22 protein-coding genes and 2 pseudogenes are annotated in these 26,799 nt (G+C 65.5%); 20 read left to right on the forward strand and 4 right to left on the reverse strand.

The features are described from left to right. Positions 1 to 31: 31 nt before the first annotated feature. A complete protein-coding gene (locus ACLLJJ_RS33975; RefSeq protein ID WP_434598284.1) occupies positions 32 to 1,330 on the reverse strand; it encodes a ParM/StbA family protein in 1,299 nt (432 codons plus the stop codon). Positions 1,331 to 1,388: 58 nt separating this feature from the next. Further along, positions 1,389 to 1,859 carry a hypothetical protein gene (locus ACLLJJ_RS33980; protein WP_434598286.1) on the reverse strand — a complete coding sequence of 157 codons (471 nt, stop codon included), beginning with the start codon at positions 1,857 to 1,859 and terminating at the stop codon, positions 1,389 to 1,391. 1,965 nt (positions 1,860 to 3,824) lie between these two features. Here ACLLJJ_RS33980 and ACLLJJ_RS33985 point away from each other — a divergent pair. The 4 genes and pseudogenes from ACLLJJ_RS33985 (at position 3,825) to ACLLJJ_RS34000 (ending at position 6,697) form a co-directional block, all read left to right on the forward strand. Then, complete coding sequence (locus ACLLJJ_RS33985) at positions 3,825 to 5,381, forward strand: ISL3 family transposase (protein ID WP_434600592.1); 1,557 nt, start codon at positions 3,825 to 3,827, stop codon at positions 5,379 to 5,381. A 403-nt stretch (positions 5,382 to 5,784) separates the two neighbouring features. Next, positions 5,785 to 6,090, forward strand: a complete 306-nt coding sequence (locus tag ACLLJJ_RS33990; RefSeq protein WP_434598288.1) for a hypothetical protein — start codon at positions 5,785 to 5,787, stop codon at positions 6,088 to 6,090. 180 nt (positions 6,091 to 6,270) lie between these two features. Beyond that, positions 6,271 to 6,378: pseudogene (locus tag ACLLJJ_RS33995) on the forward strand (hypothetical protein); the annotation flags it as partial. 67 nt (positions 6,379 to 6,445) lie between these two features. Continuing rightward, entirely contained in the window at positions 6,446 to 6,697 is a 252-nt protein-coding gene (locus tag ACLLJJ_RS34000; protein ID WP_434600703.1) for a hypothetical protein, read from the forward strand. Positions 6,698 to 6,781: 84 nt separating this feature from the next. On the opposite strand, the gene ACLLJJ_RS34005 is transcribed toward ACLLJJ_RS34000, so the two are convergent. Then, positions 6,782 to 7,117, reverse strand: a complete 336-nt coding sequence (locus tag ACLLJJ_RS34005; RefSeq protein WP_434598290.1) for a histone-like nucleoid-structuring protein Lsr2 — start codon at positions 7,115 to 7,117, stop codon at positions 6,782 to 6,784. A 208-nt stretch (positions 7,118 to 7,325) separates the two neighbouring features. Between ACLLJJ_RS34005 and ACLLJJ_RS34010 the strand changes: the two genes are divergently transcribed. The 10 genes from ACLLJJ_RS34010 (at position 7,326) to ACLLJJ_RS34055 (ending at position 18,863) form a co-directional block, all read left to right on the forward strand. After that, positions 7,326 to 9,179 (forward strand): DHH family phosphoesterase, encoded by a 1,854-nt coding sequence (locus ACLLJJ_RS34010; protein WP_434598292.1) that lies wholly within the window; start codon positions 7,326 to 7,328, stop codon positions 9,177 to 9,179. 20 nt (positions 9,180 to 9,199) lie between these two features. Continuing rightward, positions 9,200 to 10,003 carry a lysostaphin resistance A-like protein gene (locus tag ACLLJJ_RS34015; protein ID WP_434598293.1) on the forward strand — a complete coding sequence of 268 codons (804 nt, stop codon included), beginning with the start codon at positions 9,200 to 9,202 and terminating at the stop codon, positions 10,001 to 10,003. Positions 10,004 to 10,187: 184 nt separating this feature from the next. Next, positions 10,188 to 10,601, forward strand: coding sequence for a hypothetical protein (locus ACLLJJ_RS34020; protein ID WP_434598295.1), 414 nt, complete (start codon positions 10,188 to 10,190; stop codon positions 10,599 to 10,601). Positions 10,602 to 11,836: 1,235 nt separating this feature from the next. Continuing rightward, complete coding sequence (locus tag ACLLJJ_RS34025; RefSeq protein WP_434598297.1) at positions 11,837 to 13,678, forward strand: DNA primase family protein; 1,842 nt, start codon at positions 11,837 to 11,839, stop codon at positions 13,676 to 13,678. A gap of 91 nt (positions 13,679 to 13,769) precedes the next feature. Further along, positions 13,770 to 13,895 (forward strand): hypothetical protein, encoded by a 126-nt coding sequence (locus tag ACLLJJ_RS34030; RefSeq protein WP_434598298.1) that lies wholly within the window; start codon positions 13,770 to 13,772, stop codon positions 13,893 to 13,895. 90 nt (positions 13,896 to 13,985) lie between these two features. Then, on the forward strand, positions 13,986 to 17,159 hold the full coding sequence (locus tag ACLLJJ_RS34035; RefSeq protein WP_434598300.1) for a hypothetical protein: 3,174 nt from the start codon (positions 13,986 to 13,988) through the stop codon (positions 17,157 to 17,159). Between the two features lie 241 nt (positions 17,160 to 17,400). After that, positions 17,401 to 17,715 (forward strand): hypothetical protein, encoded by a 315-nt coding sequence (locus ACLLJJ_RS34040; RefSeq protein WP_434598302.1) that lies wholly within the window; start codon positions 17,401 to 17,403, stop codon positions 17,713 to 17,715. Then, the gene (locus tag ACLLJJ_RS34045; RefSeq protein ID WP_434598304.1) at positions 17,712 to 18,026 is read left to right on the forward strand and encodes a VRR-NUC domain-containing protein; all 315 of its coding nucleotides are present in this window, start codon (positions 17,712 to 17,714) and stop codon (positions 18,024 to 18,026) included. The genes ACLLJJ_RS34040 and ACLLJJ_RS34045 overlap by 4 nt, the downstream gene beginning before the upstream one ends. 37 nt (positions 18,027 to 18,063) lie before the next feature. After that, complete coding sequence (locus ACLLJJ_RS34050) at positions 18,064 to 18,225, forward strand: hypothetical protein (protein ID WP_434598305.1); 162 nt, start codon at positions 18,064 to 18,066, stop codon at positions 18,223 to 18,225. 149 nt (positions 18,226 to 18,374) lie between these two features. Then, positions 18,375 to 18,863: a hypothetical protein gene (locus tag ACLLJJ_RS34055; protein ID WP_434598306.1), complete on the forward strand. Its 489-nt coding sequence runs from the start codon at positions 18,375 to 18,377 to the stop codon at positions 18,861 to 18,863. Between the two features lie 45 nt (positions 18,864 to 18,908). Here the strand turns inward: ACLLJJ_RS34055 and ACLLJJ_RS34060 are convergent, their stop codons facing one another. After that, positions 18,909 to 19,085: a hypothetical protein gene (locus ACLLJJ_RS34060; RefSeq protein ID WP_434598308.1), complete on the reverse strand. Its 177-nt coding sequence runs from the start codon at positions 19,083 to 19,085 to the stop codon at positions 18,909 to 18,911. Between ACLLJJ_RS34060 and ACLLJJ_RS34065 the strand changes: the two genes are divergently transcribed. From ACLLJJ_RS34065 to ACLLJJ_RS34090, 6 genes and pseudogenes are all read left to right on the forward strand, one after another. Continuing rightward, a complete protein-coding gene (locus ACLLJJ_RS34065; RefSeq protein WP_434598311.1) occupies positions 19,084 to 22,062 on the forward strand; it encodes a helicase-related protein in 2,979 nt (992 codons plus the stop codon). The two genes, ACLLJJ_RS34060 and ACLLJJ_RS34065, sit on opposite strands and share 2 nt — an antisense overlap. Before the next feature lie 724 nt (positions 22,063 to 22,786). Further along, entirely contained in the window at positions 22,787 to 23,185 is a 399-nt protein-coding gene (locus tag ACLLJJ_RS34070; protein WP_434598313.1) for a hypothetical protein, read from the forward strand. 547 nt (positions 23,186 to 23,732) lie between these two features. After that, positions 23,733 to 24,329, forward strand: a complete 597-nt coding sequence (locus ACLLJJ_RS34075; protein WP_434598316.1) for a hypothetical protein — start codon at positions 23,733 to 23,735, stop codon at positions 24,327 to 24,329. A 244-nt stretch (positions 24,330 to 24,573) separates the two neighbouring features. Next, positions 24,574 to 24,996: pseudogene (locus ACLLJJ_RS34080) on the forward strand (Sir2 family NAD-dependent protein deacetylase); the annotation flags it as partial. Next, positions 24,938 to 25,276 (forward strand): helicase associated domain-containing protein, encoded by a 339-nt coding sequence (locus ACLLJJ_RS34085; protein WP_434598318.1) that lies wholly within the window; start codon positions 24,938 to 24,940, stop codon positions 25,274 to 25,276. The pseudogene ACLLJJ_RS34080 and the gene ACLLJJ_RS34085, both read left to right, overlap by 59 nt. A gap of 731 nt (positions 25,277 to 26,007) precedes the next feature. Beyond that, positions 26,008 to 26,526: a hypothetical protein gene (locus ACLLJJ_RS34090; protein WP_434598320.1), complete on the forward strand. Its 519-nt coding sequence runs from the start codon at positions 26,008 to 26,010 to the stop codon at positions 26,524 to 26,526. Positions 26,527 to 26,799 lie beyond the last annotated feature (273 nt).

Consider the following 26,799-nt stretch of genomic DNA (forward strand, 5'->3'; position numbering starts at 1 on the left):
GAGCCCGGAAGCGCATCCAGTGCCTCACACATCAGGCCACCTCCTTACTGCGCTTGCCCGTGGGCTTCGCAGCGAGGGCCTGCTGCTCGACGTGGCGTGCCGCGATGTACAGGCCCTCGCGGTTCAGGTGCCGCGAGTAGCTTGAGTCGAGGTAGAGCACGGGCACGTCGCCGGCGGCCTTCAGCAGCACCGGGTGCAGCAGGTGCTTGATCGGGCCCGAGCCGCCGCCGTAGACGTAGACGACCTCGGTCGTCGCGCCGGCCTGGGAGAGGACGTCGCCGAAGGAAGAGACGATCTCGTCGACCAGGTAGCCGGCCTCGTCCTCGACGAAGCCGGCGGAACGCTGGTGACGGTTCTTCACCAGCACCGACGGCTCCGCGTGGAGGAAGTCCGCCAGCTGCTTGCGCGAGGAGAACTGCAGCGTGGCGTCCGACTCGCTCATGCGCTCCATGGCGTTCATCAGGGCGGTGCCGTAGCCCTCGTCGAGCGTGGCCGCCGCCTCAGGGTTGAACCGGCCGTCGGTGAAGACCGGGAAGTTCACGGTGCCTTCGCCGACGTCGACGCCGATGGTGTGCTGCACCGCCACCAGATCGGAGGCCGAGACGCCCTCCACGAGGGAGGCGTCGCGAGTGCGCAGATCATCGAGAAGAGCCTGGGCCAGCGGCTCGCCCTTGTCGGTGATGGCGAACTGCGCGGAGGCACCCTCGGCCATCACCTGGACGTCGACGAACTGCAGGCGCACCGAGACCGGGGTGCTGAAGTTCTTGATCGTCACCAGGTGCACCGCGGGGTCGGAGCTACCCAGCAGGCCGATGAACTCGGCGGCGTAGGCGTGGCGGCGCGCGACGAACTCGGAGATTGGCAGCGCCAGGCCGGCGCGCACCTGCACGCGCAGCTCGTGATCGGGCAGCGCGCCGTTCTCGCGGACGTAGTCGCGCAGGGCCTTCGCGGCGAAGACACCCAGGACCAGGACCTTGCTCAGCTCCTGATCGGCCTTGGAGTGCTTGCCCAGCACCTCGAACTCGGTGAACTTCGAGCCGCGCACGCTCAGCGCCGCCCGGCCGAAGATCCGGCGGTCCGACGCCGCCACCAGGGGAGTGGTGAGCGAGCAGTCGATCTGGTTGTAGAAGTCGCCGGCCAGCACGGAGGCCGCATCCGCGTCGGGGAGCGGCACCTTCGGCGAGGTGCGGGAAGTCGAGACGACCGCGCTGGGCAGATCGATCTCGTCGAAAGTCCCCTGCTTCGTGTTCTGGATGACGCCCTTGACGTAGCCGTTGCCGACGTCGATGCCGCCGGTAAGAGTGAGGGTGTCGTTGCTGTTGGCGCTCATGAATTCGGTCCTTCGGTGTCTGTGTTGTCTGCCTGGAAAATGAAATTCACCGCGTCACTCAGCGCCGAGTACTCGCCATGATTTCGTCGATGGATGCCTGCTTCGGCGGCTCCGGCGGTGCGCTGGGGGCGCTTGCCACGGGCTCCTCGGCCGTCTCAACCGGTGCGGGAACCGCCTCGGGCTGGGCTACCGGCGCTGGTGCTGTCTTCTCGACGACGGCGTCGGCCTGGTCGGTGACCACGGGCTGCGGCTGCAGCTGAACCGGCCTAGCGGCCGGACGGCGCTCGGTGACCGCCTCATCGTCCTCGCGCTGCTCGGTGCTCTCCAGCGGCGGCCGGCCGCGACGCGGCAGCTGCTCGACAGGCTTGTAGTAGACGTCGACGTATCCGTCGCGCTGAATGGACTCCCGAATGAGCAGTCGAATCGACTGCGAGATGTCCGTCTGCTCATTGAGCCACTCGATCACCGAGCTATCGGCAGCGGGCACGGTCCAGCGGACCTTGCGAGGTTCACCCGACTGATTCGCCATCGCACTCACCTCGCCCCGCCACTCGATCCTGCACTCCATCCGGTCGTTCGCCGGATGTCTCTCGCCCTGCCATATGGACTCACCGCCTTTCGCGCTTCACCTCGCATGCGAATCGATGCGAGTTCACTCTAGTGCCCCTGTCGCGTCCTATGCAAGTCCCATTCGATACGCAAGGGAGACGCTGTTCGAGTCCCTATCGAGTACCGGCGGGGGCGCTTGTGAGGCACTCCCGTACCTCCACCTGGGGCGACCGCACGCAGGCCGCCGCCGCCGTGCGCCTTTGCGCCCTACCTGCGACGCGGCAAGTGCGCATGCGGGACGCCTGCGAGACACCTGCGGTCACAGCACTGATCCCGAGGAGCCGCATTGGAGTACGGATGAGGCCCCATTGGCGTCCCGGTCGTGTCTCCTGAGAGACGCCACCCGGAATCCCTGCACAGGTGAGTCCTCCGAAGGGTCTGCGTGCGACGCCAGTGCGGCGCTGTCGGGGCGCGCGCGAGACACCATGAGGACGCGTACGGGACTCTGAGAGACCCAACAGCGACAGTCGGAGTCTTATGCTTGTTCCAGTCGCGTCCCCTGTGTGTCCCGATGAGTCACCTCGGAGACGCGCGGGAGGCACCGTTTCATAGGGCCGAAGAGCCTGTCTGTGCCCCTTGCCGAAGCCCTTCGGCGGACTTCGGCAGCGCAGCCACGGAACGCCGGCGGAGCGAGATCAAGACAGCCGCCGACGAGCCGCCGGCACGGTGCTGGCACAGCGCTGGTGCGACGGTCGGTCGGTACAGGGGCAGCATCGGGCCGTCATGGTCGCGCAGAGGAAAGCAGAGGGAGAAGGAGCGAAAGGGAGAAGGAGCGAAGGGGGAGTAGGTCCCCGCACGCAGTGAGCCTGCGGGGAACGACTTGCTTCCGCAGTAAGGGCCCGTGGGAGCAGAAGAGCAGAGGCCATTGCTGCGGAAGCAGCCCCTGGAGGAAGTCGACAACGGCACGATGACGCTGGAGCTGTTCGCTGTGCTCGATGGGCAGATGGGTCGCAACAGCCGGGCCTCTCTTCTTCTGATGCGTCCACGAAGAACCACCCCGGGCTCGCCGCGCAAGCGCGAGACGGAGCACAGCCCGGGGCCGGAACGTGCGTCGTCGGCACAGTGCGGAACGCCCGCCTCGGACGCGGTGCATAAAGTGCTGGCACGCTGCCGCGGCAGCACCGGAGCAACGACCGGAGCGAGGTGGAGTCCACGTCGGTGCAGCCAGCACAACGCGATGGGGCGAGGCCGGCTGCACCGTCCGCAGCGAGCGATGGAGCAGAGCGTCGTCCACAGCCGGAGCGACGGTGTCGCGAGAGGAAGGATCCGCTGCGCGGCGAGGGCTGTGCCGCCTGCGGCAGCAAGGCGATGAACCGGGGCTGCGCCCCGTCAGGAGCAGACCCGTACCCACACCTCGCTCGTACCTCGCGAGGGTGGATCAGCGCGGGGGCACGGCCGTATCACGGACGGCAAAACAGCAGTACAGCCAGAAGGTGCAATGACCAGGCGAAACAGCCAGACCCGTACCCCCGCTGCGCGGAAAAGGGGGAGGGGTACGGGGCAAGAGGGTACGGACCGTTTCCCCTGATGTTCCAGGCTTCTGCTAACGCTCCAGCCGTGGAACAGCGATGACGACGGCAAGAAAGCAAAAAGGGCATAAGGGAACCTGATAACACGTGTCCTGCGGACCCTCGCTTCGCTCGGCCTCTCCGCTGCGCTCCGAGGACGTGTTAGTCGGCATAGCCGACGGGTTCCACCGTTCGCTTCGCTCACAGGTCCGTCGGTCGCTGACGCTGTCGGCGACGGGTGAATCGTGGTTCTGGATCACTTTCAGTGCCAGGGCCACGGAGGGTCACCGAAACCGCAATCATGAACGGCTGTGGCTGATGTCGTCCTCCAGGACCTGTGGTTCCACCAGGTTGAAGGTGTCGTGATCGAAAATGTCGTGTCCGATGGCGAGTTGGTGGTTGTACGGGCCCGGACGGCTGCGGGGCCAGTGGCCTGTCCAGCGTGCGGAGCACGGTCGTCTCGGGTGCACAGCAGGTATGTACGGCGGCTTGCCGACAGCGCGGTCGGCGGGCGCCCGGTACTGATCGAGTTACAGGTACGGCGGTTCCGCTGTGGTCAACGTTCCTGCAGGCAGTCGACGTTCGCCGAACAGGTCGACGGGCTGACCGTCCGGCACGGCAGGCGAAGCGCAGGACTGCAGATGGTGCTGGAGCGCGTGGCGGTGATGCTGGCTGGCCGGGCCGGCGCTCGTCTGTCCCATGCCCTGGCGGCCAGGGTGAGCAGGTCGACGCTGCTGCGATTGATCCGTCGCCTGGCTGAGCCCACGGCCTCGACACCGCGGGTGCTCGGGGTGGATGATTTCGCGCTCCGTAAAGGCCACAACTACGGCACGATCCTGATCGACATCGAAACCAGCCAGCCCATCGACCTACTGCCAGACCGGAAGACGTCGACGGTCGCCCGATGGCTCGCCGACCATCCCGGCATCGAGGTGATCTGCAGAGACCGCGCCACCGCCTATGCCGAGGCCGGACGACTCGGTGCCCCGGACGCCGTCCACGTCGCGGACCGGTGGCACATCTGGTCCAACCTCGCCGAGGCCGTTGAGAAGACCGTCGTCCAGCACCGCGCTCTGCTGCGTGAGCCGCACGACTCCACCACGTCCCAGGTCAGCGCGGCCATGAAGAACGCGGTGGACCTCGACCCACCCTCTCCTGCCGGGCTCCGGACAACTGGCAGGCTCTCCGACCGCGTCCGGGAACAGCACGCGGCAGTCCACGCTCTGCTCAGCCAAGGCGTCGGCCTGCGCGCGATCGCTCGCCAGCTCGGGCTCGCCCGCAACACCGTTCGCCGCTATGCAAATGCGGCGGGCACGGACGAGCTCTTGGTCGGCCGGTGGACCGGCCGCACCAGCATCCTCGACCCATATAAGCCCTATCTCCACCAGCGGTGGGCCGAGGGCTGCACCGTTGGCCGCCGCCTTTTCGAGGAAGTACGCGAGCGCGGCTACCCCGGCGGCGTGAACGTCGTGAAGAAGTACGTGGCCAAACTCCGCGAGAACTTCCCGCACGACCCTCCCCGCAAAGCGCCATCAGTGCGGAACGTGACCAGCTGGCTCACCCGCCACCCCGACCGCCTCACCGACGACCAAGCCCAGCAGCTCAAAGCGATCCTGGCGCGCTGCCCAGCACTCGACCAGACCGCCCACCACGTCCGCGCGTTCGCCGAACTCATGAACAACCGTCAGGGCAAGCACCTGGATCAGTGGATTGAGAGCGTGACGGCCGACAACCTGCCCGCCCTGCACACCTTCGTCACCGGCCTCGGTCAAGACCTCGATGCTGTCGTCGCCGGCCTCAGCCTCTGCTACAGCTCCGGCGCCGTCGAAGGCCACAACAACAAGATCAAAATGCTGAAGAGGCAGATGTTCGGCCGCGCCAACTTCGACCTCCTCCGCAAACGAGTCCTCCTCAACGCGCGAGGCCGTTCATGATTGCGGTTTCGGTGACCCTCCGTGGCCCTGGCACTGAAAGTGATCCAGAACCAGGATTCAGCCGCCGCCGACAGACGCTCCCTCCGGCTATGCCCAGCGCTGCGCTTGAGAGAGGAAGCCCCACCACTGCCCCACTCCAGTTGTCCACAGATGTGGACAGCAGCAAAGGGTGCAGCAGTGGTGGATCGCCTGGCGCTGTGCGCCTGGCTCAGGCGGGAAGTGACACCCCGGCCGACGGGTCGCTGCGCGACCCATCCGGGAGCAGATCACGCCTGCGAAATCTGCCGGGTCGTCAAGCCAGCGGAGCTGGCACGGGCGCTCCGTCGAACATCGATATCACCCTCCGCCGGGGTCCGCGCCCGATGCTCGCCACCGGTACCCGAGACCACGAAGAGGCATCGCCATGACGCAATCCCAGCCCGAACTCTCGCCCTACGACACCGGGGCCCGCTGCGAACCGAAGTTGTGGCAGCCCGACAGCAAAGCTGTCGTCGAGGTGATGCGCTCCGGCCAAGCCGACGACATCGGCAACGTCGACTTCACCGACGACGAGGACAGCACGGTCGTCACCGTGCACGTCTCCCGCAGCGATGACGGGAGGTACACCGTCCACCTCATGCCGATGTGTAGCGACGATCGGATCCGCGTCGAGCTCCACCTGGAGAAGGACCTGGCCATCATCGAGTCCAGTACCAGTCGGCCGGTATGAGCCAGCGACAGGCAGGCCGCCACGCCTGCCCGGACAGCATGGCCGCAGCTCTCGACTCCAGCTGTGGAGACCGCCGAGTCACGGGGAGAGGAGAGTCGATTGATTGCTGAAATGATTCCAGAATCGTTCTCGCACGTCGTCCTCGTCACCGGTTCCCGCAGATGGAACGACGAGAGGAGCATGCGTGAGACGTTCAATGACGCCTGGCGCGACTGGGGCCCCAAGAACGTCACCCGGCCGGTGCTCCTCTCGGGGCACTGCCCTAAGGGTGCCGACGCCATAGCCGAGCTGCTGTGGCGGGACGCAGGCTTCGAGATCATCACCTTCCCCGCCGACTGGTCGACCCACTGGAAGAGTGGCCGGCTTCCAACGCAACCAGGAGATGGTCGATGCCGCCCAGGTATTCTGCGAGGCCGGGGCTCAGGTACTGTGCACGGCCTTCCTCGGTCTCTACCGGAAGCCCGGATGTCCGCGGCGAGGCCAGGAGCAGCTCATGCCGCATACGCCGGGGCACTTCTCGCACGGCACCATCCACTGCAGGTCTCGCGCGCGAGCCGCGGGGATCAAGACGACCAACGTGATCCATCCGTCGCTGCCGCCGTTCTGAGACGCACGAAGGGCCCTGCAGTGTGCTGCAGGGCCCTTCAAGGACGGATGGGGGGCGGCCGGGAGGCGAACACCAGGCTCAGCGCTACTTGCTCCGATCGATGTCGTGCGCCTCGTCATAGGCCTTCATGACCGTCTTGGGGATACGCCCGCGCTCTGCGAAGTCGTAGCCCTCCTTCTTGGCCCACTCGCGGATCTTGTCGCGCTCCTCGGGAGTCGTCTCGGGGACGACTCGCTTCTTGGGTGCCGACTGTCCGGCTTTCCGGCTGGCCTTCAGGTACGGCTTCAGCGCCTCCTCAAGCTTCTTCTGCTCCTCAGGTGTGAGGTCGACCTCGTACCAGGTGTCACCCAAGCCGAACGTAGCTGTAGTTGCATCCGGCTTCCCGCTGAGATCTGACTCGATAATGCTTCGAATGGCCATACCGGCGAGAATAGCCGATTCGCAAGGGCCTTGGAAAGTCTGTCTCAGCTATTCGAGATAAGCGTGTCATTTAGAACCCGAATGAAACTCCCAAGCGCTGCTATATGGGCAGTGGTCTCGAATGAGACTGCTAAAATCACAGCAATGTAAGGGGTGGCGCCTACCCCGTGCTCCACCGGCCAACAACCCGGATCGAGAGGTCCCCGCCATGCCCACGCTCTATACCGTCGACGACCATTCGCTCACCGACGAGGACACCGATCTCTTCGAGCTGCTGTGCCAGCGCCGGGGTTGGTCGGATCAGTACCTGAAGGAGATCGAGTCCACCGAGCACGATGAGCTCCTGGACCTGGCCGAGATGGTCGAGGCCCTTCATGACGCCCGGACTACGGGCAAGAAGATCACCATCGCCCCCGACTTCGACATGGACGGCATCTCTTCCGGCGTTCTCGGCTACGCGGGCCTGTCCGAGCTCGGCTTCGACGTCGAGCTGCACCTGCCCGACTACCGCCGCGGCCACGAGCTCGCGCCCGAGGACATCGCCGAGATCCAGGCGAAGTGGCCCGGCACCCGGGTCCTGCTCACCTGCGACGGGGGAGTGAACTCCCACCGCGGCGTCGCCGCCGCGCGTGCCCTGGGCTGGACGACGCTGGTGACCGATCATCACGAGGAGCTCGCGCCGGGCTCGACTGCGGACATCACCGTCGACCCGTGCCGGATCCAGGAGACCTACGCCCACACCGGGATCTGCGGCGCCCACGTGCTCTACCAGGTGATCGAGGCATACACCCGCGTGCACCGGCCCGAGAAGCTCTGGGAGATCCACCTGCTGCGTCTGTTCGCCGGCCTGGGCACCGTCTCCGACGTCATGCCTGTGCTGTACGAGAACCGCCAGCTGGTGCGCGACGCGATCTCGATCGCCCGGCTGCTGCGCGTCGCCGCGCCGAAGACGATCCCCAATCCCTGGGGTGGGTTCGACGCTGACCCCGATGCCATCGACGTCGAACAGTCGATCCTGATGCAGTTGCTGCGCACCGAGCCGCACCACCCAGTCTTCCTCCGGGCCTTCGAGGGCTTCGCGATCGTGCTCAAGGCCTTCGCGCAGGTCGGCAAGATCCGAGACATCGACGACCTCGACGAGGGCTTCTTCGGCTTCTACCTCGCCCCGGCGATGAACAGCCCCCGGCGCACGGGGGCCTCGCTTGAGCCGTGCTTCGCGGTGTTCACGGCCGCCGGTGCTGACGAGAAGCTCAAGGCCGCCCGCCAGGTGATCGAGAGCAACGAGCTGCGCAAGCAGCTGGTCATCAAACACATGGAAGAACTCGCCACCAGCGACCAGCCCTTGGCCCCGTGGGTGTACTTCTCGGACGCCCACCCGGGCATGTACGGGCTTCTGGCCAACCGGATGATGGAGCTACACGGTTACCCGGTCGTCGTTCTCAACCGCCCCACCAGTCCCGACGATTTCGTCAGCGGCTCCGGTCGCGCGCCGGGGTGGTTCGACATCATCACCAGCCTGGAGCCGCACGACGGACTCAGCGCCATCGGACACCAGCAGGCATGCGGCGTCCGCGTCGCGAAGGCCGAGAAGGTGGGCGATCTTGTCGCCGTGCTGCAGGAGGCCACTCAGGTCGCCCGGCTCGCCGTCAGTACCGATGGTCCGAACGGTGATCTCGTGCTCGGCCCGGATGCCGACTGCGACGCCGGCCTCGAGGACCTGCAGCCGTTGTTCGAGCTGGTGCGCCGGACCGACGTGCTCAAGCCCTTCGGGCACGGCTTCACCGCGCCGGTCGTCGAGATCGCGATCGAGCCCCTGGGCCTACGCGTGAACCGGATCGGATCCGAATCGCAGCACCTGCGCCTGGTCACCCGGTCCGGCCTGTCCTGCCTGTGGTGGAACGTCGCCGAGGAGAAGTTCGACGTGATCCAGAGCTTCGTGCAGCGCGCCAGCCGCACCGAACTCGGCACGCTGCGCTTCACGGCGACGCTGCAGCTGAATACCTTCCGAGGCGACACCCGCGTCCAGGCCGTCATCAACGAGCAGATCACCACGGCTGCTTGAACCCCGTAGAGGAGGAGACCATGACGACGCCACCGATCACTTCGCGTCTGCTCGGCATCGGGTGGTGCGCCCTCGTGCCGTTCGCCGTCGTCGCGGTCTACCTCGGCCTCGGCACCTTCGCAGTCCTCCTCATCGGAGAGCCGATCGTCGCGACCTCCGTCCTGGGCATGCTCGTCGTCGTCCTGGTCGGCTCGGTGAGGATCCAGCGGCCACGGTGGCTCGCGTATGCGCCGGCCCCGCGGCCGAGGTCGGAGATCCCACGCTTCGGATGGACCGTCCTCGGCTGCGCGGCCCTGGCCTTCCTCGCCGGTCAGTCGCTGGCCTTGTGGATCCACGTCACAGTCGGGTCTGCCGGCTTCGACGCCTCGAACCAGACCAGGCACGCGGCTGGAACCCTGGCGACCCTGCTGCTCACCCTGGTCGCGGCTCCTGCGGGGGAGGAGGCCCTGTTCCGAGGGCTGATCTACTCGTTGCTGCGCAAGCGGGTGAACATCCTCGCCTCCACGCTGGTCACCGCCGTGGTGTTCGGCCTGCTGCACGGCAACGCCGTGCAGTTCGCCTCGACCCTGCCGCTGGCGGTGCTCCTGGCCCTGGTCTACGAACGCACGCGCGCGCTGTGGCCCTGCGTGCTCCTGCACCTGGGCTTCAACCTCGCTGCCGCCCTTGTCCCAGCACAGGCGCTCGGCGCTCTGGCGAACCCCGCCTCCGCGGTGCTCCTGTGCCTGGCCTTCGCTGGTTGTGCCTTGGGGCTCTACCGGCGGGTCGCCGGCGGGACTGAGCCAGGCGCAGTCCAGGGCGCGGGAGGCGAGTGCGCGATGCAGTGAGCGAGGTACTCAGCCTCTTCTGAATAACGATGGCGCCCTCCGTGCGGGACCTGGCGGCCTTTCAGCCGCCGGGTCCCTCGTGCGGAGGGCGTGCTCGTGGTGACCGGGGTGATCCGGTCACCGGGGGGGGGTGACTGAAAGTAACAATTCAGTCGTACTCATCGGGAGAGGAGAGGATCTCACCATGGCTATCGTCAGCACCTGCGCGTACGACTCACGAGGACAGCTCGTCCGTCCCGACACGCTCGACATCAGCCGTGCGAAGATCCGTCTGGACCTCGACACTGGTGAGAAGCCCACCTTCGATCGCGGTCACACGCACGTCTTCGTCGTCTCCGACATGGGCATCACGGCCGAACAGGCCCGTGAGCGCGTGAACGCGAGGCTGCGCCGGTTCTTCGATCGCGCTGAGGCCGTTCGCGGCTTCCGCAAGATCACGATGAAGAAGAGCCAGAGCAAGAACCGGCCCAACCTCAACACCACGATTTCCTACGAGATCCTCTACGTCGTCGAAGCGGACGAGCGATCCCGTAGCCGCAGTCCCGAGTCCCCCAATGCGGGATACCAGCGAGGCGGGAGCACAGTCACCCCTGGGTGATTCGCGCCATCCACGCCTCACACTCATCAGCACATGCAAAGAGGCCGGAGAGCTCCCTTCCCACGGGGATGCTCTCCGGCCTCTCTGTTTTCACGTTCCAGTGCAACATCGATCACCTGGCGTCAACGATAGCAGCTGTCGCGGATTACTCGCAATGAGCATCGAATATCGGTCCAATGCCCTCTCGCTTCCAGTGGGAGCCTCATGGGCGAACGGCTCGGACAGGGTTCTGACTCGCGCTCGAAGGACGCGTCAGGAGCCTTCTGTGAGCCTCGGGACGCCGAGGATGTTCCGTGCGGCTTCCAGTCCCGCTGAGGCTCGGCCACGCTACCTGGGAGCCGCACGGCGACTCGGCGCGGTGGTCCGCCTCGACTTGGTCGTCAGGGGGCGCATCGAGCTGCCGGCTGTACCACGAGACGTGGTACGCACCTGAAAACAGCGTCTGACCTGGGTAAACACCTGTACCGCGAGGCTCATTTCCGCATCGGGTGTACCACGTGGGGGCGTCGACGTGGTACGACGTTTTGCCAGGTCAGCCGACGTTTCCCGCCCGCGTACCACGAGTACCGCGTTCTTTTTGCCGTTTACATAGGGGACACGGTCGGGAGTGATCCAGGCGGCTCCAGCCCCAGCTCGCCAGTCTGCCCTCTTGTCCCCCTGCGCGTGTATCTAGTCTCCATTTCCTGGTACAAGTGGTACGGGGGGTATATAAACACTGCCTGACCTGGGCAAACGCCTGTACCACGTTGAAAATGCCATGTGGTACACCCTGCTCTTGAACTCTCGAAGTTACTGCTCTGACCTGGGAAAACAGGTGTACCACGTCAAGTGGTACACAGCTCGGATACCCGTAGTGGGTATGTGACTCTCGGGATCTCCTGGAGAGCGCCCAGTCGATGCTTTGGTGACAGCCGACTCGGCCGGTCAGAAGAACTCCTCCGAACCTCGACCGCAGGCCGGGCGTCTCACGCCGCCCGCGGGTGCGTGGTCGAGCACGAGAAGCCAGCGACTCCGTGCGGCATGCGCCCGACGGAGTCGCTGGCGGTGGACCTTTCGATCACCCATTGATCACTATCCAGTACATCAGTCGACCCTCTTGTTGATGGGTGGCTCAATCGTTGCGAAAGGGCGCTCGGATGGCATAGTGTCAAGATCGCGTTCCATTCGATTACGAGTTCAATCGGCTTCCCACTCATCGCCGACAGGAACTCGATCACGATCGAGAAAGCAGCAGCATGACGCCTCCTGATGCCCCCACATCCGTACCTGCCGCCGGTTCCAACGCCGGACCGCGCACCAACCCCGTCGCCGACGTCCTGGCCAGCGTCATGGGGTACTTCTCGAACCGCGACGACATGGCTCCGCCGAACGAGATCGTCACCTATGTCACCGCCGCCTACCTCGACCAGATCGCCCCGACCGATCCTCCGACGCCTCGCGTGCTGGAGAAGGAACTGCTGGCGATCGTGGGCAGCGTCATCAAGGCCGAGAACTTCAAGGCGGCCATGGCCGCCTTGAAATACCCCCTGCCGAGATATCTGACGTACTGGCAGGTCGCGCAGATCCTCCTGCGTCTGCACCATGTCATCCGCATCGCGCCCAACGCCAAGGACACCGACCGCGAGTACGACCTGCTGGCGATGTACCAGGCCGCAGGTCGCGCGCGTGGGACGTACACCACCAGCGAGGACGACATCCGCACCACGGCGCGCATGTACAACACCCAGCTGACCCTCAAGGAGTTCGCCGAGGTCCTGGCCGTCCTGCGCGAAGACAGCCCGCGCCGGCACCAGAGCACGAACCGCGACTTCATCGCCGCGCGCAACGGCATCGTCTTCTACGGCACCGAGCCGCTGGACGTCACGATCTTCGGCAAGGACTTCCACTTCGAGCCCAAGCAGGTCCACCCCTTCGACCCCGGCATCGTGCTGCTGACAAAGAACGACGTCGACTACGTGGACGACGCCCCGCAGCAGGTCATCACACATCCTGGGGACGGAGATTGGGAAGTTGTCGCCTGGATCGAAGAACTCTTCGACCAGCCCGGTGACGAGGGCCTCGCCGACCTGATCTGGGAGATCATCGGCGCGATCATCCGGCCGCATGTGCGCTGGGGCAAGACCGCCTGGTTCTACTCGGAGCAGGGCAACAACGGTAAGGGCACGCTCTGCGCGCTCATGCGCAACCTCGTCGGTAGCGGCGCGCATACCTCGATCGCGCTCTCGGACTTCGGCAAGGACTTCGCGCTGGAACCGCTGGTGCGCGCCAACGCGATCATCGTCGACGAAAACGACGTCGGCACCTTCATCGACAAGGCGGCCAACCTGAAGGCGATCGTGACCAACGACGTCATCCAGATCAACCGCAAGTACCGGATGCCGATCGCCTACCAGTTCTTCGGCTTCATGGTCCAGTGCCTGAACGAGTTCCCGCGCGTGAAGGACAAGTCCGAGTCGTTCTACCGCCGGCAGCTCTTCGTACCCTTCACCAAAAGCTTCACGGGGGCCGAGAAGAAGTACATCAAGGACGACTACCTCCAGCGCCGTGAGGTTCTGGAGTACGTCTTCTGGTACGCGGTCAACCGCGCAGGCGCGTCAGCTCCGGGTGACTACTACCAGCTCTCCGAGCCGGTGGCGACCAAGGCAGTCCTGGCCGAATACAAGGAGGCAAACGACCCCGTGCGCGCCTTCTGGGAGGAGGTCCGCGAGCGACTGGTCTGGGACCTGGCACCGTTCACGTTCCTCTATGACCTGTACAAGGCATGGTTCGCCGACGTCTCGCCGTCGGGCTCGCCGGTGAGCAACAAGCAGTTCATCACCGACCTCGTGGCGATCGTCCGGCCGGACGCCCTGTGGCACTGCCCGGACAAGAACCGAAAGATTCGGCCCGGCCAGATGATGCACACCCCCGAGGTACTCATCGCCGAGTACGAGTTGAAGAAGTGGATGCACCCGAACTACACCGGCAGCGACCCGAAGAAGAAGTCGCAGCCGACGCTGCAGGCCAACTACCGCGGACTGCTCCGGCAGGCGGGTGCATCCGGGCCGACCGACGACACCGCTGACGAACACGGCTGATGCACCCATGACTAAAACTGCTGGCGTACTCGGCGAAGCCACCCAGGCGTAGTCGGACATCGCCTGCGGCCAGGGCCGCCTGATCACGGCGATGTCCGACCGGCGCACGCGAGCAGCGGATCACCACCTCATCGTCCGCTCGCAGATCACGGCAGACCCCGTGGACAGGGCCCGGCTCATGGGTGAGGCGTCCTGGCTCATGGACGTCCCGCGCTGACGCTCTTCTTACAACTCCATCTATGGCCGCGCGTGCTTCCTCCCCAGACACCGGCCCTGATGGTCGGACCGACGAAAGGAGATTCCCACCATGACCACGCAGCGCACACCCATCACGGCCTCGAAGGCGCGCTTCACCTTTTACGACATTGAGTCGTTGTCGGACGCCTTCACTCTGTGTGCCTATACTCCGCACCCCGACAGAGCCGTCGACGACCTGGAGATTTTTTTCCTCTCCGATGTCCAGCCGCTCTCGGACGCCGTGGACCCGCAGGCGCTCTATGAAGCCGTGGTGCGCTCCAACCCGGGCCTGCCCGCGGTGAGCGTCCAGCTGTGGAACCTGCGCGGCGAGCGGGGCAACCTCCGTCTTGCCGAGCTGATGGGCCTCTCGAACGCCGACCAGGTCAACGACCGAAGCGAGGTCTCGTCCTATCCGGCGACCTTGCGCCCGGTCTGCGACACGGATCGTGAGTACGACCCGCTGAAGCACCCGTTTCTGGCCGGGTTCAACTCGCTGAATTACGACATGACCATGCTCGCGCTCTACCTGATGGAGACCTTCCCGGCTCCGCACTCCGGTCGCCTTGTCCAGCCGACCACCGCGCGCGAGATGCGCGAGCACAACGACAGGCTGTTCAACGAGCACATCGAGTACATGCCCGGCTACCTCGGCTGGGACGGCCCGGCCGCCAAGATCCGCCGCGCCATGATGCACTCAGGCCGGCACCTGGACGTCGCCCGTCTCAACGAGCTGCAGACCAAGGTGAGCCTCAAGCGCCTGCTCGGGATGCTCGGCCGCCAGATCAAGGAGTCCGAAAAGCTGAGCCACGACACCTCGATCGCCGCGATCGAGGATCTCTACGAGCTGCTGGCCTACAACGTCTCCGACTGCCTGGGACTGGCACAGCTCTTCCAGCACCCGGCCTACGCCAGCAACTTCGACCTCAAGGCCGGCCTGCTGGCGCAGTACTCCGAGACCGTCTACGCCAAGAACGGCTCGGTGCGCCGGGACCGCCTGACCATCGACTCGTCCTCCGCGAAGTTCGTCGGCCGCATCCTCGCGCCGTACACCTCGCTGAACGACATCGAGGCCGTGTCGTTCCTCTACCCGGCCAGGGAAATTGCCGACGAGCGAGGCATCTCACAGGTCAACGTGCTCGAAGAGTGCGTGCGCTTCTTCGAGGAGCACGTGGCGCCCGACCCTGCCAGGGACCCGGCCGCGACGCCAGCGCAGGCGCAGGCGCACCGCCAGTTCATGCAGGTCGTCAACTACTACCGCTCGATCGAGGGACAGAACTTCAACGACTCCGAGGGGTACCGCGACCTGTTCGACCTCCCGGCCAAGTCCTTGCGCGAGCTGCCGAAGACACCGAACAACGTGCCCTACTTCCACCGTGACGCCTCCCCGACGTCGTGCTTCGCGACGTTCAGCACAGGCGGCATACACGGCGCGGAAGCGGACATGACCGTCTTCGACGCCGACTCCTTCGAGCACCGAGAACAGGCAGCCATGATCGGCCTCGCCAAGCTCCTCTACCCGGACGCGAAGGATTTCGTCGCCGAGGCCAAGCGCCAGCACAACCTGCTCGCGCTGCCCGACGGCACGGCCGTCGACAAGCGGCTCGTGCTGCTGGGCTCGGACCCGAGGAAGGTGAAGTACCGCAAGCCGAAGAAGGGTGACCCGGACCAGGCTGAGCAGCTCGCGTGCGCGCAGGACCAAGTGCGTGATCCGGCACAGCTGCTGGACACTCAGCGCCCGGGCACCGAGGCGATGCACGTGCGCCTGGCCGACGGGACCGTACTCGACGGCAGGGTCGTCCTGGCCGTCGCCTCGGCGGTCAAGGCCGTCTACCGCGATGAGCCGGCGAGGAAGGCGCCCGAGCTGTTCACCGCGAAGTCCGACAGGTCCACCAAGCTGCACCCGAAGTACGCACGTACCTCGGCAGGCCTGGTCATCCACGAGGACTTCACGAGCTACTACCCGAGCCTGCTGCGCAACATGAGGGCGTTCTACAATCCCGAGCTGGGCGAGGACCGCTACACGACGATCTTCTTCGAGAAGGAGCGCCTGGGCTTCGAGATGAAGAAGCCGGGGATCTCCGCCGAGGAGAAGGTCCGGCTCACGACCTTGCGCAACGGCACGAAGCTGATCCTCAACTCGGCCTCTGGGGCTGCTGACGCCGCGCACCGGACCCCGATCAGGATGAACAACCGCACCATCTCGATGCGGATCATCGGCCAGCTGTTCAGCTGGCGGATCGGGCAGGCCCAGACGCTGGCCGGCGCGCGGATCATCTCGACGAACACCGACGGTCTCTACTCCGTCGTCGGCGGCGAGAACGGTTTCGATGAGGCCACTAACAACCGGGTGCTCGCCGAGCAGCAGGCCGCCATCGGCATCGACATCGAACCGGAGCTGATGTTCCTCATCAGCAAGGACTCGAACAACCGGCTCGAGCTGGAGTCGCCCGGAGAGGACCGGAGCGTCGCCGACAGCCCGATCATCACCGCCTCGGGTGGGACGTTGGCCTGCCACGCAGGTCCTACCCCGACGAAGTCGCTGGCTCACCCGGCCGTGATCGACTTCGCCCTGGCTCGATACCTGCAGACCGTCGCCAACAGGGGAGAGGAGGCTCTCGCCGAGCCGTTCGATCCCGTGCTGGGCCGGAAGATGATCGAGGAGGCAATCGACCCAGCCGATCCCGTGCGGACGCTGCTGCTGTTCCAGAACGTCCTCGCCGCGTCGCGTGGATCAATCACCTACCCGTTCGCCGCCGACCCGGTCGGCGGCGGGCCCAACCATGACGACAACGAGGATGCCGATGCGCAGCTGGTGAACCCGCGGGCCCTGCAGATGGCCAACCGGGTCTTCATCGTCCACGACGGCACCGAGGGTGCCGTGAGCCTGCACAACGCCGGGGCGTGGAAGGTGAACCCGGCCAGCCAGAGCAAGCGTCGCGAGTCCGGCAGCGCCGGGGTACGGCGTGATCCCGTCGCGCTGGAGATCCTGCGCCACCACGGGTGGGCGAAGAACCGCAGCGAGGCCAGCACCTCCGACGGCCTCAAGCTGCTGCCCGATGACCAGGACGTCGTGATCCGCCGGATCAACGGCATCGACCCGTGCTGGTCGGTGGTCGTCATCAACGACGACCTTCGTACGCTGCCGGCCTCCCGGGTCGAGCAGCTCATCGGGGCCATCGACCTCGACATCTATACCCAGATGCTCGACGAGACGTTCAGAAAGAACTGGAAGAACGCCGCCTGATCAGCTCCCCGCACCACCATCGGACCGCAGGGCGCCGGGTCGCGCCGACACGACGCTGCTCGGCGCCCGAGTCGAATTTGAGATGAAGGCGAGTCTGGCTCGCCATGGCAAGAGAATCGAGAGACGTCATGTTCCAGACCACACTCCCGTCCACACCGTCAGGGGGGGGCGACGAGTTGTGAGTGCCGCAACTGAACCAGTCCAGCCCGGTGGGCGCCGGCGGCGCCTGAGTGACGACGCTGTGCCGACCGACACTTCCGCCCAGGGCGACGGCGCCGAGGCCCAACAGGAGAAGAACACTACCCGCGAGGGCATCCTGGTCCGCCCGGGCCAGATCTGGGAGAACCTCGACACCCGGCAGGACAACCGCCGCGTCGTCATCGAGTCCGTTGCGGACGGGGAGGCCCAAGTCCGGGATCACTACGGCACGAAACACTCCACCCTCAGCGTCTCCCGAATGTACAGACACTCCACGGGCCTCCGGCTCGTCGAGCCCGGTGAGCTGAAGTACGGTGCACCGACCGCCTCTTCGGACGAGAAGAGTGAGAGCCGATGACGTCCCCGCGCGAGCGGGACATCGAGGGCTACCTCCTTGCCCAATGCCGGGCACACGGCTTCCTGTGTCTGAAGTTCGTCTCGCCGGCCCGCGCGGGAGTGCCCGACCGGATCGTCGTCGCCCCCCGCGGCACCATGTTCGTCGAGGTCAAACGCCCCGGCGGTCAGCTGCGGAAGCTACAACAGCGCACGCACGCCAAGTTGCGCCGGCACGGGGCCGAGGTCCACGTCGTCGACGACAAGCCGAGTGTCGACGCGTTCATCGCGCACCTCCTCAAGACCCCTCCGATCAACGCAGAGCACCAGGGCTGACACCGCGCGCGCCGCAGCCATCCCCGACTGGGAGGCCGTGTACGAGCCGGGCAACGTGTCCGACTACCTCATCGGCTGCACCAACAGCGAAACCGCCGCGAAGGGCGCAACCACCGCCTGGGTGGCCTCCTGGTCCGACAAAGACGCCGTCCGCCTGGAGTGGGAAGAGCAGCGGCCCGGCGACTGTCACGACACCTGATTCGACCTGATCGAGCGGCACGGACGACGGGATCGAGACCACCGTAGGCGTCAGGGTCCGTCGATGCCTCCCCCCGTACACCGCCGCCGATTTCACCCCCGGGGGCGACGAGCAGCCCGTCGTCCCTGCCGCACCCGAGGAGCCCAGCGATGACCCAGCCTGAAACCGCCCCGCAGCCTGCCGACCGGCTGCGCCAGCACCTCGCCGATGCCATGGCCAAGAAAGCCGGATCGCTGGCCTTCCGCCACACCGGCACCGAATGGGAGCACTCCCGGTCCCAGTGGCTGGCCCACGCAGACGCCGCCGTGAACGCTCTTCATCGATGGGAGCAGGAGGGCACGCTCGTGCGTCTGTGCGTAATTCCGGGATGCCACCGACAGCTCAACATCGCCGAGGTTGAGACGGGCTGGTTCCGGTCCTCGGCCGTCGGCTATGGCTGCCCGGACCACGCCGCCGTCCTGTGGAACGGCAAGGCCCCTCACTGCCCGTCGTGGCATTACGACGACGATCGCGCGCTCCTGCGCTGCACGTGCGGCTGGGACGCCGGGAGAACCCGGTTCCGGGGGCACGGCACCACCCTCTGGCAAGCCCACGTCCTCGATGCCCTCGCCAACCGCCCCGCCCCTGCCGCCGGATGATCCCGGCCCGCCCTGGGGAAACCCACGTGCCCGAATGCATCCAGCTCAGGACCCGCGCCATCGTCCGGTGGCGGCCGAGTCGTCCACCGCGTCGCGGTCGACGACGCCGGCATCGCCCGTACCGCCTGCGGCAGCCGCCAGCTGCGCGCCGATGACCGCGCCCAGCCGGTTGACGAGCCCATCAAGGGCCGTTCGCCCGAACAGAATAGAGACCAGCACCATGACCACGGCTACTTCTCCGGCCCCGATCTCGCTGATGCCGCATCAGCAGCTACTTCACGACTTCCTCGTCGACCACCCCTTCGCTGGCGCCTGGCTCGACATCGGGGCCGGCAAATGCCTCACAACCCTCGCAGTCCTGCAGACCGTCCGCCCGCTGGGCCACATCCTGGTCATTGCCCCCGTGGCAATAGCACGCTCCACCTGGATCGACGAGATCGAGAAGTGGGGCTTCCCCATCCGAACGAAGTCGCTCATCGTCGACGAGAACGACAGGAAGCTTCCCAAAGCCAAGCGCCTCCAGCGCTTCCAGGAGGTCGCCACCGATCCTCCGACGATGTACTTCGTCAACCAGGAACTGCTCACCCAGTCGCCCCAGGAGACGAAACTGCTCACGCCGGTGCCGGGCGCAGTGCCTCCTCCTACCGCCTCGCCGGAGGTGAGGGCAATCCTGGGCCTGCTCCAGGCCCAGGGGCCATCGGGTCGGGAGGAGTTGATCGACACGTACCGTTCTGTGACGGTCGCCAGAGCCAGCGGCCGGCCCCCCGCCAAGACCGCGGTGCGCGCGTGGATCCAGGAGTTGCTCAAGTCAGCCCTGGTGACGTGGGAAGCCTATGACTGCCGAACCTGTTCCGGCGCAGGCTGCGCTCAGTGCCGCTTCGGTCTGGTCGACCAGTTGCCGATCCAGAACATCAACGGCCAGAACACCATCATCTGGCCTTTCCAGACGGTCATCATCGACGAGTCCCAGGGCTTCAAGGCGCGCGACTCGCAACGCTTCCAGGCTCTGGCGACGGTGCGGCCGGCCATGAACCGGCTCATCGAGCTGACTGGAACGCCGGCTCCGAACGCGCTGACACTCGACAGCCCGATCCTCACGCCCACCGGTTGGAAGCCCATGGGCGAGGTGCAGATCGGCGAATTTGTTGTCGGCGCTGATGGTCAGCCAACCGAAGTCGTCGGGGTATGGCCCCAGGGGGACAAGCCCATCTTCCGTATCACCTTCAGCGATGGCACCTTCGTCGACTGCACCGAGGACCACCTCTGGGCTGTCAACAGCCGCAGTCGCCGAGGAAAGGAGCTTGACCCGCTAGTCATCCCCACCGGTGAGCTCACGAAGGCGCGCAGCCGCAGCCGTGCGACCGATCTTGAGATCGGGCTCATGGACAAGAACGGAGCTCCGCGATGGACCATCCCGACGGTCTCTTCGGTCCGAATGCCTTCGCAGAACGTCCCCTTGGACCCCTACCTTCTCGGCGTGCTTCTTGGTGATGGCAACATCAGCCACTGTCCGTCCTTCACCACCATGGACGACGAGATCAGGCAGTACGTCGAGGATGCACTTCCCTCAGGGATGCGACTTTCTCGCAAAACCCCTCGTAAGGACTCGAAGGCTCACGCCTACTACATCACGACCGGGAAGCACGGGGGCAGCATGCCCGGGCCCCGCAGGGGACAAGCCCCCAACCCTGTGAAGAAGGCACTCAAGGAACTCGGGTTGTATGGCCGGCGAAGCTGGGAGAAATTCATCCCCGAGTCCTACATGTGGAACGACGAGAGCGTTCGGCTCGAACTTTTGCGAGGACTGTGTGACACCGATGGTTCCAGCAAAACCGGCCGTGGATCGACTTCGCAGTTCAGCACCTCGTCGCCACAGCTGGCTGCGGGCGTGAAGCACCTCATCTGGTCCCTGGGTGGCTATGTCACTCAGCGTTTCGAACAGCGCGAAGGCCCTCAGAAGATGCCGTCCGGCCAATTCTCCATGATGCGCCGCCACTATGTCCTCTCCTTCGGTCTGCCGGTGAACCCATTTCGGCTGACGAGGAAGGCGAGCAGCTGGGAGAAGCGCTGGCGTGTCCGCGAGAGGGCAATCCGCAGCATCGAGCCCGTCGGCACTGCCCCAGCACAGTGCATCACGGTCGCCGCAGAAGTGGGGTTGTTCCTCACCAAGGACTTCGTGGTGACGCACAACTCGCTACATGACCTATGGAGCCAGGTCTACCTGCTCGACCAAGGCAGGGCGCTGGGAGAGAACATCACCGCGTACCGCAACCGCTGGTTCACGCCGAAGATGGTGCCCGGCACCACGACGCCGGCGAAGTGGATCCCCACGCCGAACGCCGAGGCTGAGATCCATCAGGCCATCTCGCATCTGGTGATGAGCGCGCGGAACACGAGCCTGCAGCTCCCGGCGCTCAGCATCCAGGACGTCAACGTCACGCTTCCGCCGGACCTGCTCCAGGCCTACAAGGACTTCAAGCGCGACCTGGTGCTGGACATCGTGCAGACCTTCACCGACGACGACGGGAAGCTGACGCAGAGCGTCGAATCGATCGTTGCCGCGAACCAGGCGGTGCTGACGAGCAAGCTGATGCAGTTCGCCTCGGGCACGCTCTACAGCGCGGATCCTGACGACCCGACCACGAAGGGGCGGTACGAAGTCATCCACGACAAGAAGATCGAGATGACCGAGTACCTGGTGCGGAACAACGGCGGCGACCCCGTGCTCATCGCCTACCACTTCAAGTCCGACAAGGAGCAGCTACTCATGCGGCTCCGGAGGGCCGGCATCGACGCGCAGGCCTTCGACAGTTCGCGCCACATGGTCCGCCGGTGGAACGCCAAGCAGATCCCGGTGATGCTGCTACACCCTGCCGCTGCCGGGCACGGCCTGAACCTGCAGCACGGCGGCTCGACGCTGATCTGGTACACACTGCCGTTCTCGCTCGAGCACTACCTGCAGACCAACGGCCGGCTTTTCCGCACGGGCCAGACGAAGCCGGTGACCGTCCACCGGCTCATCGCCAAGGGCACGCAGGATGAGCGAATCCCCTCGGTGCTCGCTGGCAAGCAGCAGGTCCAGGACGACCTCATTGAGGCCGTCTCCGGGGACTTCAACGCCGAGCAGGCGCTTCTCGCGGCCCTGGAGGCAGAGATCCGCGAGGACCTCAACGACCTCTGGGCCTCCAAGCGGGTCTGAAAGCTGAACCCCTCTCTGGGAGCACGATCTGTCAGCGCATCGCCTGAGAGAGACCACCCACACCAAGAGGCCCTGGCCCCGAGGCTCCTCACAGTGTGAGGAGCCGTCCCGTCACTCGGCGGGGCGTCGGCCTTGCCCAGGTCGAGCAGATCGGCGATCGGCCGCATGGTGCTCGCCATCGAGGCCGCACGCTCGTCCCGTGGGAGGAACGCCTCACGTCACGTTCCGATGGCTGACGGAGTGCCCCCTCGGCTTCGCGCCCCACGGGCGCTGGCCGCAGGAGTCTGGGTCGGCGTAGCCGACCCGGGGGTGGGGGCGATGCCGGAACGGGCCGGTGTTCGCGTACCCGTCCCGTTCCCTGGTTGTACGTCGACGTCACGTCAGGGGTCTCTCCGAGTCCCGGTGATGCCCCATACGAGACGTTCTGGTGCAATCGGCCGCACGCGAGGGTGTCGCTGATCGCCGACGCACCGAGCAAGACACTTATGAGACCCGTCAGTGCACCGGTCGGGCCACGCATCGGCCACCAGTGGACATCGGGGAGGCTCGATTGCCTAACGTTCCATTCCGGCAGCGCCCGCACGGCCAGCGCCCGTCGCACGAGTGCAACGACGAACGGCACGACTGCTTCTTCCGCTGATGGGTCTCGGACGACGGCGTGAGGCGATGAGAAGCCCTGGGGAGGATGGGATCCCTCTAGGGCTTTCGTATTCCTGCGCCCGCTATGAGTACTACGAAGCGCTGGACGTGCCAGAACACGACAGAGGAGTGGCAGCACACAATGCAGGACTTCACCGCCGGCAGGCCCGGCAAGAGCCCCAAGTCGAACCCAGCAGACCAGAACTTCACGTTCACCGGTCTGGACGTCGATGACGACGATCCGAATGTGGTGGCCCTCAAGAAGGCCATCACTGGGAACCTCGCCCCGACTGGCGTCACCAGTGTCAGCTTCGTCGAGCCCGGTGAGATCACCGATGCCCGCAACCAGACCCGAGGGCGGGAAGACGCCTACATGCACGTGAGCGACGGCACGTCCCACGGTTGCCTGTGCGGCTACACCGTGCAGCGCAACGCGTCGCCCGGGGCACCCGAGTGCCCCGTCTGCGTGCTACTCGACGCCTGAACGACGCAGGGTCGGCTCTGCCGCCCGTTCCACGACCCCGAAAGAGACGGCTCTTACGCTTTGACGAAGATCCCGGCTGCTCGTTTCTGGGGCACCACGTTCGTGTCCACGTCAGCGAGTTCTGCACTGACTCGGTCCTGCGATGCAAGCCTATGGCGGATCCTCTGAAGCTCCTCGCGGCGGTCTGATTTCCGCTGGTGAGTTGGGAGATCGACGCTGAAGGGAGCACAGCTCTCGGGGCCTTTCGCCAGGTCTGGGCGGACCAGTTCGACCGCGACGGTGCCACTGACGGGGATACCTGCGTCGTCAGTGCCACCGACAGTGCGACGGGCCAATCAGTGGTGATCGACCTCAGTGACCACGATGGGTGGTTCGACGATGCGCTCTGAAGCGCAAGCGTTGGGCCGGCACAGCCGGCTCGGGAGCCAGTGGAAACACCCGCCTGCCGGTTGGGCCGTGCTGGAGCGACCAGCCCAGCTCCACCGGCAGTTTCGTTGCTGGCCACAGTCAGCTGCCGTACCCAACAAGCCCAAGGAGCAGCGCTCTCATGACCGATCACGACTGGGACAACCCCATCACCCGCGAGTTCGCCGGCGCGCAACCACCCGAACACCCGAACGGGGAAAACACCGTGTCCAGCACAGCGATTCCCGAGAAATTCATACGCACCGTCACTGACGCCTACCTGATAGCCCTCAGACAGGGGGATCTTCACGCAGCGCTCGGGCTCATGACGCAACTGGCCAACACCTACGGTCTGGTAGCCGTCCGCGGCCTCGCCGCCGAGCTCGCCATGAACCTTCACACCCACTGCCCGTCACGCTTCCGTACTGCCTTCGGCGGCGCGAACCTCTCCGCTCTCGCCCCCGCAGCGGACGACGACGCGCTCACCACGCTTGATGTCGCCTCCAGGACCAACCGTCTCATGGGGCGCGGGCAGGTCACAGCTGCCGACTTGGAGGACACCGAAGTCCAGATGCGTGTTACGGAAACCGTCCGCCATGCCGTTCAGGCGGCACTCAATGCCGCTGCTGGGCAGAGCAGTTCGGCTGCGGCCGCCCAGCTGGGCGCGCTGACCACGCCCCGCGAGTTGTCTGCGGCCGTGGCCCTGCTCACCAACGGGCTTCGCGCCGTACTGCCGTAGGCGCACGCCATGAGCCCCCGTGTCTGCCGCAAGAGCCGTAGCCGCCCGATCCTGTTCAACTGCAAGCCCGGCGCCGGACACCCAGGAACGTGCGGCCCCTTCACCCACCGGCCCACCCCTGGGAACGCTGACGGCTTGTTCTTCCAGAACTCAGATTTCGCTGCATAGTCTCATCTCGTGACCCCTTTGGTCATGCCGGTTCGAGTATCGCGGCGCTTCGGAATTCGCGGCAGGCCTACACCAGCGTGCAGGATCCACCCGGGTCCTCGAAGCTCACGGCACGATCCTCAAGGCCCGCCGGCTGAGGAAGAACAGCCCGTTGTCCAACTACGTGCCCGGCGATGTGTCAACCGGCACTGCGCCTCCAGTCGCTCCTGACGGCATCACGCGCACCCGCCCAGACATCGTGCTGTTCGGCGAGCGGCCCCGCCACATGCAGCAGGCCGTCGCAGCCATCCGGGACGACGACCTCGTGATCTTCACCAGAACCTCCGGCCGAGTTTGGCCGGACTCCGGCTGCTCGACCGATGGCAACCTCGTAGTCGGCAAGCAGTTTCCGCTGGATAGCCGCCGAGCACGAGCACGCCCGGGTTCCGCAGGCGTACAAGGTGGAGAAGGACGGCATCGTCTTCGCTCTCGGGCACACCGTCACCAGGAAGCGCGCTGATTACCGCAAGGGCACTTTACCCCCCGCGCAGGCAGAGACCCTGGAGGAACGTCCTGAGCGGGTCTGGGACGGCATCGCCGCTCAGTGGGAAGCAAGTTTTGACGTTCTCGCGGCCTGGGCGGCCGAGCACGACGATATCAAGGTGCCCTTTGATCAGTCGATCAACGGCATTGGCATCTACCGGTGGATGCTTCAGCAGAAGAAGCTGATCCGGGAGGAGAAGCAGCCCGAGGACCGCCGCCGCCGTTTGGAGGCTCTGCCGGGCTGGTCCACGGGTTGACCAGAGAGGCGGCGGACGGTGCCGCTGCACGCTGGCCGGACGGTCGTGAGGGGAATCTCCGTGGTACGGCCAGTCGGCTAGGGGCCTTGGGTCAAGGCCCTCTCACGGATCGCCCCGATGACGGTTTGCGAGTTGTGGCCTGAGCCAGGCCGAGAGTCCAGTCAGCTGGCTCCTTCGTTCGCTAAAGTGAATCGTGACCCCCTATGCGTGAGCCGCATGCGGGGTCACGGGTGTCTGAGGTGGGTGGGATCCCCTCAATGTCGAAGCTCGCACATCATTCTGCTTGTGCGGTGAGTCGGAGCTGGTGGAGATGGACTTGGCCTTCTCGGTCGGAAGAGCCTGACTGTGGGGCAAGGTCTTGAGCGTGCGGTGTCGACACTGGTGCAGGCTTTGGTGGTCAATTGATTGGCTGCCCTGGGGCGCCGGCGTCAGTGGTGTGCACCCCCGAGGTGAACATCTCGCAGAAGGTGCACACCTGCACTCCCAGATGGCTGCTTGGTGACTGTTAGGTGCAGAGCCGAAACATCCAACCGGTCGGTCTGTGCAGAGGTGTAATGGCGCCACCTGTTGCATATGCGTAGCGTTGCTTGTGCAAGTGATCCTCCGTTGAGAGGTCCTGCCGCGCCGCAATGAAGGACGGGAGAGGCTCGCTGCTTCGAGGCGTGTGTCCTAGCCATTACGCCCTCTGGCACCGCAAACCTCCCGAATCTCGCATATGAAGGAGCACGCCGATGATCCACCCCCACTCAGAAGCGTCCAACTCTGACGAGTTCAAAGGCTTCAACGAAGCCCGGCGCATCATGTGGTGCCATGAGGCTCGTGCTCGCGTGTCCGAGCGGTTCAGGCAGACGGGCTTCATCGATGACGCGAATGTTGCAGCGGTCCACGTCGACAACACCACCAGGGCAGACCGTCTGTTCCTCGTGGCATTCGACAAGGCCGGCCAGCAGGTCGGCGTCGACACGCTCTACATCGACGAGCCGAATCAACACCTCGACATCACGCCCGAGTTCGATCACGCCTTCACCGGCATGGACGTCGTGCCGGACTCTCACCTTTACCAGGCCATCTCTCGCGAGAACGGCTGGGTCGTCAACCTGGAGGTACTGCGCGAGTACGAGCCCTTAGCCGATCGCCGGGCTACGCAGCGCGTGGTGTTTCTGGCGCATCTGCAGGACATGATGAAGAACGGCGAGGTCCGCGGATTCCTTTTTGGCAGGGGTGAGTCCGATGACACTGATGCGGCGTGAAAGACCACGAACTTGTCCCTCAGGCGATCCCATCGACAGCCTGGCCGGTGGGGTCGCCTGATCTCTGACGTTGTTACAGTGCCGCATTTTCGCAATAGGGGAGGGGATCAGCGCAGCTGATCCGGGTGTCGAACACAGGCCTGGCCGAGTGCAGGCAGGCCGTGGACCGGCTTACGCCGGCCCCGGGTGACGCCTCGCGGGGAGCCCTACGGGGTCACGCGGTTCGTCTTCGACACCGTCGACTCCCATGAGCGGAATCCATGAGCAAACCGC

The organism is Streptomyces sp. A5-4, assembly GCF_051131715.1.
Classification (GTDB): domain Bacteria; phylum Actinomycetota; class Actinomycetes; order Streptomycetales; family Streptomycetaceae; genus Streptomyces.

What these genes read in the sequence shown, in the direction of transcription:
- ACLLJJ_RS33975 (WP_434598284.1), bottom strand. Translation starts at nt 1,330, where the DNA reads ATGAGCGCCAACAGCAACGACACCCTCACTCTTACCGGCGGCATCGAC.
- ACLLJJ_RS33980 (WP_434598286.1), bottom strand. Translation starts at nt 1,859, where the DNA reads ATGGCGAATCAGTCGGGTGAACCTCGCAAGGTCCGCTGGACCGTGCCC.
- ACLLJJ_RS33990 (WP_434598288.1), top strand. Translation starts at nt 5,785, where the DNA reads ATGACGCAATCCCAGCCCGAACTCTCGCCCTACGACACCGGGGCCCGC.
- ACLLJJ_RS34005 (WP_434598290.1), bottom strand. Translation starts at nt 7,117, where the DNA reads ATGGCCATTCGAAGCATTATCGAGTCAGATCTCAGCGGGAAGCCGGAT.
- ACLLJJ_RS34010 (WP_434598292.1), top strand. Translation starts at nt 7,326, where the DNA reads ATGCCCACGCTCTATACCGTCGACGACCATTCGCTCACCGACGAGGAC.
- ACLLJJ_RS34015 (WP_434598293.1), top strand. Translation starts at nt 9,200, where the DNA reads ATGACGACGCCACCGATCACTTCGCGTCTGCTCGGCATCGGGTGGTGC.
- ACLLJJ_RS34020 (WP_434598295.1), top strand. Translation starts at nt 10,188, where the DNA reads ATGGCTATCGTCAGCACCTGCGCGTACGACTCACGAGGACAGCTCGTC.
- ACLLJJ_RS34025 (WP_434598297.1), top strand. Translation starts at nt 11,837, where the DNA reads ATGACGCCTCCTGATGCCCCCACATCCGTACCTGCCGCCGGTTCCAAC.
- ACLLJJ_RS34030 (WP_434598298.1), top strand. Translation starts at nt 13,770, where the DNA reads ATGTCCGACCGGCGCACGCGAGCAGCGGATCACCACCTCATCGTCCGC.
- ACLLJJ_RS34035 (WP_434598300.1), top strand. Translation starts at nt 13,986, where the DNA reads ATGACCACGCAGCGCACACCCATCACGGCCTCGAAGGCGCGCTTCACC.
- ACLLJJ_RS34045 (WP_434598304.1), top strand. Translation starts at nt 17,712, where the DNA reads ATGACGTCCCCGCGCGAGCGGGACATCGAGGGCTACCTCCTTGCCCAA.
- ACLLJJ_RS34055 (WP_434598306.1), top strand. Translation starts at nt 18,375, where the DNA reads ATGACCCAGCCTGAAACCGCCCCGCAGCCTGCCGACCGGCTGCGCCAG.
- ACLLJJ_RS34065 (WP_434598311.1), top strand. Translation starts at nt 19,084, where the DNA reads ATGACCACGGCTACTTCTCCGGCCCCGATCTCGCTGATGCCGCATCAG.
- ACLLJJ_RS34060 (WP_434598308.1), bottom strand. Translation starts at nt 19,085, where the DNA reads ATGGTGCTGGTCTCTATTCTGTTCGGGCGAACGGCCCTTGATGGGCTC.
- ACLLJJ_RS34070 (WP_434598313.1), top strand. Translation starts at nt 22,787, where the DNA reads ATGAGTACTACGAAGCGCTGGACGTGCCAGAACACGACAGAGGAGTGG.
- ACLLJJ_RS34075 (WP_434598316.1), top strand. Translation starts at nt 23,733, where the DNA reads ATGACCGATCACGACTGGGACAACCCCATCACCCGCGAGTTCGCCGGC.
- ACLLJJ_RS34090 (WP_434598320.1), top strand. Translation starts at nt 26,008, where the DNA reads ATGATCCACCCCCACTCAGAAGCGTCCAACTCTGACGAGTTCAAAGGC.